Source organism: Longimicrobiaceae bacterium (genome assembly GCA_035696245.1).
In the GTDB taxonomy this organism is placed as follows: Bacteria; Gemmatimonadota; Gemmatimonadetes; order Longimicrobiales; family Longimicrobiaceae; genus DASRQW01.
The window spans coordinates 22,181-32,613 of record DASRQW010000156.1; the positions used below are offsets into that span (position 1 = coordinate 22,181).

Annotated in this window: 9 protein-coding genes; 7 read left to right on the plus strand and 2 right to left on the minus strand. The window is 71.7% G+C overall.

Annotated elements, in window-relative coordinates:
• Positions 1-84 precede the first annotated feature (84 nt).
• Positions 85-1,848 carry an ice-binding family protein gene (locus tag VFE05_07225; GenBank protein HET6229847.1) on the minus strand — a complete coding sequence of 588 codons (1,764 nt, stop codon included), beginning with the start codon at positions 1,846-1,848 and terminating at the stop codon, positions 85-87.
• Between the two features lie 362 nt (positions 1,849-2,210).
• Between VFE05_07225 and cax the strand changes: the two genes are divergently transcribed.
• The 3 genes from cax to VFE05_07240 are packed head-to-tail and all read left to right on the plus strand — an operon-like array spanning position 2,211 to position 3,784.
• The gene (gene cax / locus VFE05_07230; protein ID HET6229848.1) at positions 2,211-3,242 is read left to right on the plus strand and encodes a calcium/proton exchanger; all 1,032 of its coding nucleotides are present in this window, start codon (positions 2,211-2,213) and stop codon (positions 3,240-3,242) included.
• An 18-nt stretch (positions 3,243-3,260) separates the two neighbouring features.
• Positions 3,261-3,527 carry a hypothetical protein gene (locus VFE05_07235; GenBank protein ID HET6229849.1) on the plus strand — a complete coding sequence of 89 codons (267 nt, stop codon included), beginning with the start codon at positions 3,261-3,263 and terminating at the stop codon, positions 3,525-3,527.
• On the plus strand, positions 3,524-3,784 hold the full coding sequence (locus VFE05_07240) for a hypothetical protein (GenBank protein HET6229850.1): 261 nt from the start codon (positions 3,524-3,526) through the stop codon (positions 3,782-3,784). Before VFE05_07235 ends, VFE05_07240 begins: the two co-directional genes overlap by 4 nt.
• Positions 3,785-3,848: 64 nt before the next feature.
• On the opposite strand, the gene VFE05_07245 is transcribed toward VFE05_07240, so the two are convergent.
• Positions 3,849-4,403, minus strand: a complete 555-nt coding sequence (locus VFE05_07245) for a type 1 glutamine amidotransferase domain-containing protein (GenBank protein ID HET6229851.1) — start codon at positions 4,401-4,403, stop codon at positions 3,849-3,851.
• Between the two features lie 420 nt (positions 4,404-4,823).
• On the opposite strand from VFE05_07245, the gene VFE05_07250 reads away from it, so the two are divergent.
• The 4 genes from VFE05_07250 to VFE05_07265 all read left to right on the plus strand — a co-directional run.
• Positions 4,824-5,825: an aldo/keto reductase gene (locus VFE05_07250; GenBank protein ID HET6229852.1), complete on the plus strand. Its 1,002-nt coding sequence runs from the start codon at positions 4,824-4,826 to the stop codon at positions 5,823-5,825.
• 269 nt (positions 5,826-6,094) lie between these two features.
• Complete coding sequence (locus VFE05_07255; GenBank protein HET6229853.1) at positions 6,095-8,689, plus strand: PAS domain S-box protein; 2,595 nt, start codon at positions 6,095-6,097, stop codon at positions 8,687-8,689.
• A gap of 230 nt (positions 8,690-8,919) precedes the next feature.
• The gene (locus tag VFE05_07260; GenBank protein HET6229854.1) at positions 8,920-9,483 is read left to right on the plus strand and encodes a VOC family protein; all 564 of its coding nucleotides are present in this window, start codon (positions 8,920-8,922) and stop codon (positions 9,481-9,483) included.
• A 386-nt stretch (positions 9,484-9,869) separates the two neighbouring features.
• A partial coding sequence (locus VFE05_07265; protein ID HET6229855.1) for a DEAD/DEAH box helicase occupies positions 9,870-10,433 on the plus strand: 564 nt, incomplete at its 3' end.

Sequence of the window (10,433 nt, forward strand, 5' to 3'; positions counted from 1 at the left end):
ATGTGAAGGCAAGGCTTCCGGCGGGGCGAGGGAGGAGGAGCCGCGTGGCCCCGCCCCCCTCCGCACCCCACCTTTCGCCGCTCGCTACGGCAGGGTGATGACGGTGCCGGTCCCCAGGGTCACGGCCCCGTTGCGGGCCAGCGCCCGGCCGGTCAGCGTCACGTTGTTGACCAGCGTGATGGTGGTGAAGGCGATGATGTTGCCCTGCCACGCGCTGCCCGTCCCGATGGTGGCCGAGCTGCCGACCCACCAGTAGACGTTCCTGGCCTGCGCGCCGCCTGCCAGGACCACCGAGCCCGCCGTGGTGAGCGTGGACGGGGCGCGGATCACGAAGATCGCGTTGGCCGGGCCGGAGAGCGTGACCACGCCCGTGACGCCCACCGACGAGTTGGAGCAGTAGACGCCGGGTGCCAGCGTGGTCCCGCCCAGGTCCGAGGTGATGGTGGTGCCGCAGGGCATCGCCGCCAGCGCCAGGTAGGCCGTGGTCAGGTCACCTTGGGCCGTCTGGGCGAACGCGTCGCCTTGGTGCCGCGAGCCAGTGATGGTGCAGGGCGGGAAGCCGGTGATGGCAATGCCCGGCCACACGCTCACGTCCGCGTTCACGACGCCCGGCGCCGAGGCGCAGCTCACCGCGGAGCCCGCCAGGATGCCGTGCGTCGCGGCCGCGCCCAGCGAGGGCCCGACGGCCGGCGGCAGCGGCGATGTGGTCACCGTCACCGTGGCGTCGCCGAAGCTGCCGCCGCTGGTGGCGCGCACGGTGTTGGGGAACGTCCCCGCCACGGCGCCCGCGGTGAACAGGCCCGCCGCGTCGATGCTTCCGCCGCCCGCCACGACCGACCAGGCCAGGCCCGGCGTGGCCACCACGTTGCCGTTGCCGTCCCTGCCTACGGCGGTGAACTGCCGCGTGGTGCCCGCCGCGACCGTGGCCGGGTCGGGAAGGACGGTGATGGTCACCAGCGCCGTGGGCGTCACCGTGACGGTGGCGAAGCCGGCCACGCTGCCCGCGGAGCACGCCGCGGTGCTGCACGCCCGCACCGTGTTGGGGAAGGTCCCGGCCACCGTGCCCGCCGTGAACAGGCCCGTGGCGCTGATGCTGCCGCCGCCCGCCTGGACGCTCCAGGTGGGCGTGAAGGCCACCAGGTTGCCGTTGGCGTCCTTGCCCGTGGCCGTGAACTGCTGCGTGCTGCCCGTGCGCATCGTCTGGGGGTCCGGCGTGACGGTGACGCTCGCCAGCGGCCCGGCGGTCACCGTGACCGTCGCCGTGCCTGCGAGGCTGCCCACGCTGGCCGTGACCGTGTTCGGGAACGTTCCCGCAACGGTGCCGGCGGTGAACAGGCCCGTGCCGGTGATCGTGCCGCCGCCCGCCGCGACCGACCAGTTGGGCACCGTGCCGACCACGTTGCCCGCCGCGTCCTTGACCACGGCCGTGAACTGCTGTGTCGCCCCTACCGCCAGCGTCGCGGGCGAAGGCGTCACGACGATGCTCGCGGCGGGACCGGCCACCACCGTCGCGGTCGCGCTGCCGGAGATGCTGCCCACGCGTGCTACGACCGTGTTGGGGTACGTGCCGGGCAGCGTGCCCGCGGTGAACACCCCGGAGCCGTTGATGGACCCGCCGCTCGCCGCGACCGACCACACGGGGTCGATGCCCACCACGTTGCCGTCGGCGTCCTTGCCGACCGCGGTGAACTGGCGCGAGGTGCCGATCGCCAGGGTGTCCGGGTTGCGCGTGACCAGGATGCTGGCCACCACGCCGTGCTCGGTGGGGTTGTGCTCGCAGGCGGCGAGCGCGGCGACCAGCACCACGCCTGCCATCCATGCGAAAGGTCGAACCGCTCTTGCGGCCATGGGGGGGCTCCGGGTTTGATGTATTCACGGCGGAAACACCACCCTGGCCGTGCATCGTCACGTAAGTGTGCGCGGCCAAGATAGTTGCGTGAAATCTACCCCGGAGATCCCCGGCCGCCATCACACGTGTGGGGTGTGGAGAAGGGTAGGGATTGCGCCCGCCCGGCGGAGGAGGGAAGTACGCCGAAAGGACTACGTACTTCGGGCGGGATGGGAGGCGATGGAGGGGCGTCCATCCCGAGAGCGCGGCCCTTGCAAGGTGGTGCCCGGCGGCGGAGTTTGATGGGTCCGCTTTGCCTCTCCCCCAGTCCCGCTCCCGGAGGAACACCATCCCGGCCTTCTCCCGCCGCGACCTGGTCAGCATGGCGCTGGCCGTGGCCGCCACCGTGCTCGCCGCCGCGCTCACGTTCATGCACGCGGGCCCCGTCGCCGGCTTCGTCTCGTGCGCCGCGGCGCTCTCGCTGCTGGCGATGATGGTCGGCCACGGCACCGACCAGCTGGGCAGCCGCATGGGCCCCGGCGCCACGGGCGTGCTCCAGTCCGCGCTGGGCAACCTGCCGGAGCTGTTCGTGTGCATCTTCGCGTTGCGTGCGGGCCTCGTGGGTGTGGTGCAGGCGGCACTGGTGGGCTCTATCCTCGCCAACTCGCTGCTGGTGCTGGGCCTGGCGCTGCTGGTGGGCGGGCTGAAGAACGGCACGCAGCGCTTTCAGTCCGAGGCCCCGCGCATGGCCGCCACGCTGATGATGCTGGCGGTGGCCGCCCTCGCCATCCCCACGCTCGCCGCGCGCCTGCACACGCCCGCGGCCGCGCACGAGGCGGCGCTGAGCGGCGCCTGCGCGGTGATGCTGCTGGTGGTGTTCGCCGCCAGCCTGCCCTTCTCCCTGCGCGGCGACCCCGCCGTGGTGTGCGGAGACAAGGAGCCCGCGCACGCGCCGTGGCCGCTGTGGATGGCGATCGTCGTCCTCGTGGGGGCCAGCGTGGGCGCCGCCTTCGTCTCGGACTGGTTCGTGGAGGCGCTGGGCCCGGCCATGAAGACGCTGGGCATCTCCGAGACCTTCAGCGGCCTGGTGGTGGTCGCCATCGCCGGCAACGCGGTGGAGAACGTGGTGGGCGTGCAGCTCGCGGCGCGCAACCGGCCGGACTATGCCATGAGCGTGGTGCTGAACGGCTCGCTCCAGATCGCGCTCGCCCTCATCCCCGTTCTCGTCCTCATCTCGTTCTTCGTGGGCCCCACGCCGCTCACGCTGGTCATGCCGCCGCTGATGGTGGCCGCCATGGCGCTCACTGCCGTGGTGAGCGCGTTCATCGTCTACGACGGCGAGTCGATCTGGCTGGAGGGCGTGGCGCTCATCGGCCTCTATGGCATCATCGTCTCCGCGTTCTGGTGGGGATGATGCGGGATGCGGGGTTGGGTGGACCGTCGATTCGGCGCAACTCAGGGGTTGATCATCAGCCTTGAACGCTGTTACCATCAGAGCATGAGCACTATCCAAGAGATCGAGCACGCGGTCAGCCATCTCCCGCCGGAGGACCTTTCCCGTTTTCGGGAGTGGTTCCTCCAATTCGATGCGGAGCTGTGGGATCGCGAGATCGAAGAAGACGTCGCTGCGGGCCGTCTCGACGCGCTGGCGGAGGAAGCACTGTCCGATCTGCGTGCGGGCCGAACGCGCTCGTTGTGACGCACAAGGCCACTCCGCGCTTCTGGGACGCGTACGACCGGCTTCCGCGCGACGTGCGGCGGTTGGCCGACGAGGTTTTCGGCTTTATGAAGGCCGATCCGCGCCACCCTTCCGTGCACCTGAAGAAGGTGGGCCCGTTGTGGTCAGCCCGTGTCGGGGCTCACTCTCGTGCGCTGGCGGTGGAGGAGGCGAATACGCTGGCCTGGTTCTGGATTGGCCGGCACGACGAGTACGAGCGGCTGATCCGGGGCCGCTGATCGGCGCCGTGATCCGGCGCATTCGCGAGGCTCCCCGCGGGAAGGCGGGGAGCCTCGTCGCTCGTCAGCGGTTCTGGTGGATTCCCTCGGCGAACTCCTCGATCATCTTCTTGTTGAAGGCAGGGATGTCTTCGGGCTTGCGGCTGGTGACGAGGCCCTTGTCCGTGACGACCTCCTGGTCCACCCAGCTGGCGCCTGCGTTCGCCAGGTCGGTGTGCAGCGACGGCCACGAGGTGACCTTGCGGCCGCGCACCACGTCCGCCTCCACCAGCAGCCACGGGCCGTGGCAGATGGCGGCGATGGGCTTGCCCGCGTCGTAGAACGCGCGCGCCAGCTTCACCGCGTCGGCATCCATGCGCAGGTAGTCCGGGTTCATCACGCCGCCCGGCAGCAACAGCGCGTCGTAGTCCTCCGCGCGGGCGCCGGAGAGCGCCACGTCCACCGCGAACTCGTCGCCCCACTCGGTGTGCTGCCAGCCCTTCACCTTGCCGCTCTTGGGCGACACGATCTGCGTCTCCGCGCCCGCCTCTTCCAGCGCCTTCCGCGGCTCCGTCATCTCCACCTGCTCGAACCCGTCGGTCACGAGGATCGCGACCTTCTTGCCTTCCAGCTTCTTCATCGTCCCTCTCCTGTCATCCGGTTGCGGCCGTTCACGACGGCGCCCGCGCCTTCGCAATCCCGGTGCCCTCCGCCCCCGGACCGCGACGCGACTCCAACCGGTGGCGCGCCGCTCATCATCTCTCCACGGTGGCTCGAACGCCGTCCGGTCGAACTCCTCCTGCGCGAGGTGCGGCACCTGCGGGAGGGTCGGTGTGGCCGCAGAGCCGGTGTACCGTATCAGCAGGCGGGCCGGTGCGGTGATCCGTCGCGGGGTCGGCTCCGGCGTTGCATCGGAGCCGCGTCGCATCGGGCGAGCGGATGCTGCCTGGAGAGATGCACGGCCGAGCATCTCCCGCGCCCTAGCACGTTGGGGCGGCATACGTTACCGTGTCCGTGCGGCGGATGCGCGTTGGAACGGATTTCAACACGGAGGCGGGGGATGGGCGACGTGGAGATGAAGAGGCGGATGCTGGGCCGCGGCGAGCTGCGCGTGTCGGCCATGGGCCTGGGCTGCATGGGGATGAGCGAGTTCTACGGCGAGGGCGACGAGGCCGAGTCGGTGGGCGTGATCCACCGGGCGCTGGAGCTGGGCATCAACTTCCTGGACACGGCCGACATGTACGGCCCGTTCACGAACGAGGAGCTGGTGGGCCGCGCCATCCGCGGCCGTCGCGCCGAGGTGGTGCTGGCCACCAAGTTCGGCGTCGTGCGCACCGGCGACCCGGCGCAGCGCGGCATCAACGGCCGCCCGGAGTACGTGCGCCAGGCATGCGACGCCTCGCTCAAGCGCCTGGGGACGGACCACATCGACCTGTACTACCAGCACCGCGTGGACACCAGCGTGCCCATCGAGGAGACGGTGGGGGCGATGGCGCGGCTGGTGGAAGCGGGCAAGGTTCGGCACCTGGGCCTCTCCGAGGCGGGCGTGGACACGCTGCGCCGCGCCCACGCCGAGCACCCCATCGCCGCGCTCCAGACGGAGTACTCGCTGTGGACGCGCGACCCGGAAGACGGGATCCTGGAAGCGTGCCGGGAGCTGGGCATCGGGTTCGTGGCGTACAGCCCGCTGGGGCGCGGCTTCCTCACGGGCCGCTTCCGCAGCATCGACGACCTGCCGGAAGACGACTTCCGCCGCGGGTCGCCGCGCTTCCAGGGCGAGAACTTCGCCAAGAACCTGGAGCTCGTGGACCGCGTGGAGGAGCTGGCGCGCGGCAAGGGCTGCACGCCGTCGCAGCTGGCGCTTGCTTGGGTGATGGCGCAGGGCGACGACGTGGTGCCCATCCCCGGCACCAAGCGGCGCAAGTACCTGGAGGAGAACGCCGCGGCGGCGGGGGTGGAGCTCTCGCCCGCGGACCTGGCGCGCATCGACGAGGTGGCGCCGCGGGGAGTGGCGGCGGGTACGCGGTACCCGGAGGCCGCCATGGGATCGGTGGGGCGGTAACAACGGGCCGCAAAAAACAAAAGTCTTGCCTGGTTTCGGGCGCGAGCGCACTCTTACGCCGCTCCGTTTTCGATACCACGCATCACCGGGCCCGGCCCTTGCTAGAGGCTGGGCTCCAGGGCTCGCCAATTGCAGCACCGGTTACGTTTCCCGACACCGCCGAACGTGTCCGGGTAAAGGTGTGTCATAGCCGCATTACGTTTACGTCCACTTCTTGCGCACCGCTGCGGGCTCGCGGCGCGCCCTCTCAGGGAGACGCAGCCCGCTCGATGAACAGCCCCGCCGCGCCGCAGTCCCTCCCCGTCTCGCCCGCAGAGATCGAGCTTTTGCGCGACCTGGCCGAGGCCACGCGCGCCGAGATGGAGCAGCGCGCCAGCGCCCGCGAGGCCGAGCGGCGCGCGCTGGCAACCATGCGCGTGCTGCACGCGGTGGCGGTGGCGGCCAACGAGGCGGTCGACGTGGACGCGGCACTGGCGCGTGCCCTGGACGAGGTGCGCGTCTTCACCGGCTGGGCGGTGGGCCACGCCTACGCCGTCTCTCCGGCCGACCGGGAGCTGCTGTTGTCCACGGGCCTCTGGTCCGTAGGCGAGCCCGGCGCGTTCCCGCTGCTGCGCGAGGTCACGGCCCGCACGCCGCTGCGGCGCGGCCAAGGCCTGGCGGGCCGCGTCCTGGCGGCGGGCGAGCCGGTGTGGATCGACGACGTGGAGAGCGACGCCGGGTTCTTGCGCCTCGCGGCCGGGACGCTGGGCGTGCGCGCCGCTTTCGCCTTCCCGGTGCGCGTGCGCAACGAGACGGTGGCGGTGCTGGAGTTCTTCTCCGAGCTGGCGGCGCCGCCCGACCCCGCGCTCCTGGACGTGGCCACCCAGGTGGGCACGCAGCTGGGCCGCGTGGTGGAGCGGGAGCGCGCCGCGCGCGCCCTTCACGCCAGCGAGGCGCGCGCCCGCCGCATCGTGGAGACGGCGCACGACGCCTTCGTGGGGGTCGGCGCCGGAGGCGAGATCACGGAGTGGAGCCCGCGCGCGCACGACGTGCTGGGGTGGACGCGGAACGAGGCCGTGGGCCGCTCGTTCGTGGACACGGTGGTGGCTCCGCGGCTGCGCGACGCGCAGCGGGCCGAGCTGGCGCGCCTTCTCGCCGCGGCGGACGAGGGCGAGGGGGGGGTGCGGATGGAGGTGGCGGTGCTGCACCGCGGCGGGCACGAGCTGGCCGCCGAGGCCAGCATCGCTCCCCTGCCCGAGGGCGGCGGTACCGTGCTGGGCATCTTCCTGCGCGACGTGAGCGAGCGCCGGGCCATGGAGGAGGCGCTGCGGGCCCGCGGCGAGCAGCTGGCCGCCGCGCAGGCGCTGGCCCGCACGGGGAGCTGGGAGTGGGAGGTGGATTCCGACCGGGTGGACGGCTCGGACGAGCTGTTCCGCGTGGCGGGCTGCGAGCGCCGCCCCCTGGCCCTGGCCGACGTGCTGCTGCACATCCACCCGGACGACGTGGGGCTGGTGCGGGCGTCGGTAGAGCAGGCGCGGCGCTCGGGCGAGCCCTTCACGCTGGACCACCGGCTGGTGCGTACCGGCGGCGAGGTGCGCGTGGTGCAGACGCGCGGCCGCGTGATCGGCGGCCCGGGTCCGCAGCGGATGATGGGCACCTGCCACGACGTCACCGAGCGGCGGCGCGCCGACGAGGAGCTGCGGCGGAGCCACGAGGCGCTGCGCGAGGCGCAGAAGATGGAGGCGGTGGGCCGGCTGGCCGGCGGGGTCGCGCACGACTTCAACAACCTGCTCACGGCCATCAAGGGCTACGCCGAGATGCTGCTGATGGACCTGGACGAGGGCAGCCCCCTGCGCGCCGACGTCCACGAGATCGCGCACTCGGCCGAGCGAGCGGCGGCGCTCACGCGGCAGCTGCTCACCTTCAGCCGGCGGCAGGTGGTGCAGCCGCGGGTGGTGGTGCTCAACGAGCAGGTGCGCCATGCCGAGGCCATGCTGCTGCGGCTGCTGGGCGACGAGGTGACGCTGGTGACGGAGCTGGAGCCCGCCGCGGGCTCCGTCCTCATCGACCCCGGCCAGGCCGACCAGGTGCTCGTGAACCTGGCGCTCAACGCCCGCGACGCCATGCCGGGCGGCGGCACCGTCACCGTCCGCACGGGCATGGCCGTGGGCCCGGAAGCCGACGCGGCGACGCACGGCTGCCGCGCTCCCGGCCCCTACTGCGTGCTGGAGGTGAGCGACACCGGCCGGGGGATGGACGAATCCACGCGCGCCCGCGTGTTCGAGCCCTTCTTCACCACCAAGGCCCGCGGCGAGGGCACGGGGATGGGGCTCGCCACGGTGTACGGCATCGTGGAGCAGGCGGGCGGCTGCATCCACGTGCGCAGCGAGCCGGGCCGCGGCAGCACCTTCCGCGTGTACCTGCCCGTGGCGGACCGCGACGACGCGGACGGCGAGGTGGATGGCGGCGTGCCCGGCCCCAGCCGCGCCGCCGCGCCGGCTGCGTCCGCCACCATCCTGGTCGCGGAAGACGAGGCGGCCGTGCGCAGCCTGGTCCGCCGCGTGCTCCAGCGCGAAGGCTACACCGTGCTGGAAGCGGCGGACGGGCGCGAGGGGCTGCGCGTGGCCCGCGAGCACGCGGGGCCCATCGACCTGGTGGTCACCGACGTGATCATGCCGGTGATGAGCGGCCGCGAGCTGGCAGATCAGCTGGCCGTCGCGCGTCCCGGCGTGCCCGTGCTGTTCATGTCCGGCTACACCGACAACGTGATCGCCAGCCGCGGCGACCTGGAGCCGGGCGTGGCCTTCCTCGCCAAGCCCTTCGGCCCCGACGAGCTCGCCGCCCGTGTCCGCGACATCCTCCGCTCGACAGCCCCGTCCGAGTAGCAGCTCCTGCGCTCACGCCGCATGCTCTGCCGGCGCAGCGGGATTGCGGGGTGCGGCGTACCGAAGCCGACCCTACCGCCTACCCGATCACCACGAACGGTGGGCGATGCGGTGATTGGCGGGCCGATCGGTCCAGTGATCCGCGGCCGCCGACGTCGCATCGACACGAGGTGCCGTCACCTTGAACCGCTCCGCGTGGGGTGTATCTTGTCGGACGTCGGCGCGCGAACGTGGCCCCCGCCAATGCCCTCCGGTGCGAGCGCCGCCGACTCCGCCCCTGGATGGCTCATCTGGAAGGAGAACGTGACATGGCGAAGCCGGCAAAGAACACGATCTGCCTGTGGTACGATCGCGATGCGGAAGATGCGGCGCGGTTCTACGCCGAGACCTTTCCCGATTCGTCCGTCGACGCGGTGCACCACGCACCGGGAGACTTTCCGTCGGGGAAGAAGGGCGACGTGCTCACCGTCGAGTTCACCGTGCTGGGCATTCCATGCCTCGGCCTGAACGGCGGGCCCGCGTTCAAGCAGACCGAAGCTTTCTCCTTCCAGGTCGCGACGGAAGACCAGGCCGAGACGGATCGCTACTGGAACGCGATCGTCGGCAACGGCGGCCAGGAGAGCGACTGCGGCTGGTGCAAGGACAAGTGGGGATTGTCGTGGCAGATCACGCCGGTCGTCCTTTCGCAGTCGATCACCGATCCCGATCCCGCCGTCGCCAAGCGCGCGTTCGACGCGATGATGACGATGCAGAAGATCGACGTCGCCGCGATCGAGGCAGCGCGCCGCGGCTGAGGTTGCACCGCCGGCGGGCGCATCTCGGAAGCGCGAGGAGCATCACGCGCTGAGCCGGCCCCGCTCGACGCTGACCCCAGCAGTTTTCGGACGGCTGGAAGATCGCGCCCGCACGAGGAACGGATTCCAGGCGTTGCAACGGAGCGGACGGGCGTCTTCGTCCCCGTAGATCGAGCGCCCGCCCAGCCGCTGAACGTCAGTTCGTCAGGCCCGGAAAACACCACGGCAACCGCAGGTACCCTCCTGCGGCTGCCGTGGTGTTTCTACGCTGTCCCCTCCTCCCTCCCTGTCTCCCGCATCCGGTCCGCTGCTTGCGCTCCCGTCCGTGTCCATCGGCGGGAGCGCGTCTTCCGTCGCGCACATCGGCACAGCAGCGAACGGCGAACGTGGCGCGCAGCCGCACCGCATCTCCCGAATCCGCATCTCCCGAGAAGGACGCAAGCGCACCTGCCGATGTGGCGCCTGCGGCATCGTCCGATGCAGGCGTGTCCGCGGCTTCCGATGAGGCGCCGACGGCTTCCAGTGAGGAGGCAGCGGCGTTCGCGCGCGTGGAGGAGTGGTTCGCGGAGCGGGGATGGGAGCCGTTCGAGTTCCAGCGGGAGGTGTGGCGGAGCTACCTGGCAGGCGAGAGCGGGCTGATCCACGCCGCCACGGGCACCGGAAAGACCTACGCGGCGTGGATGGGGCCGCTGTTGGAGTGGATGGCGGAGGGCGCGGAGGCGGGGAAGACGAAGCGCGCCGCTCCGCCGCTTCGCGTGCTGTGGCTCACGCCGCTACGCGCCCTGGCGGCGGACAGCGAGGAGGCGATGCGCCTGCCGCTGGAGGCGCTGGACCTGCCGTGGACGCTGGAGTCGCGCACGGGCGACACGTCCGCGGCCGTGCGCTCCCGCCAGCGGCAGCGCCTGCCCACCGCGCTCGTGACCACGCCCGAGAGCCTGTCGCTGCTGCTC

What these genes read in the sequence shown, in the direction of transcription:
- VFE05_07225 (HET6229847.1), bottom strand. Translation starts at nt 1,848, where the DNA reads ATGGCCGCAAGAGCGGTTCGACCTTTCGCATGGATGGCAGGCGTGGTG.
- cax (HET6229848.1), top strand. Translation starts at nt 2,211, where the DNA reads ATGGCGCTGGCCGTGGCCGCCACCGTGCTCGCCGCCGCGCTCACGTTC.
- VFE05_07245 (HET6229851.1), bottom strand. Translation starts at nt 4,403, where the DNA reads ATGAAGAAGCTGGAAGGCAAGAAGGTCGCGATCCTCGTGACCGACGGG.
- VFE05_07250 (HET6229852.1), top strand. Translation starts at nt 4,824, where the DNA reads ATGGGCGACGTGGAGATGAAGAGGCGGATGCTGGGCCGCGGCGAGCTG.
- VFE05_07255 (HET6229853.1), top strand. Translation starts at nt 6,095, where the DNA reads ATGAACAGCCCCGCCGCGCCGCAGTCCCTCCCCGTCTCGCCCGCAGAG.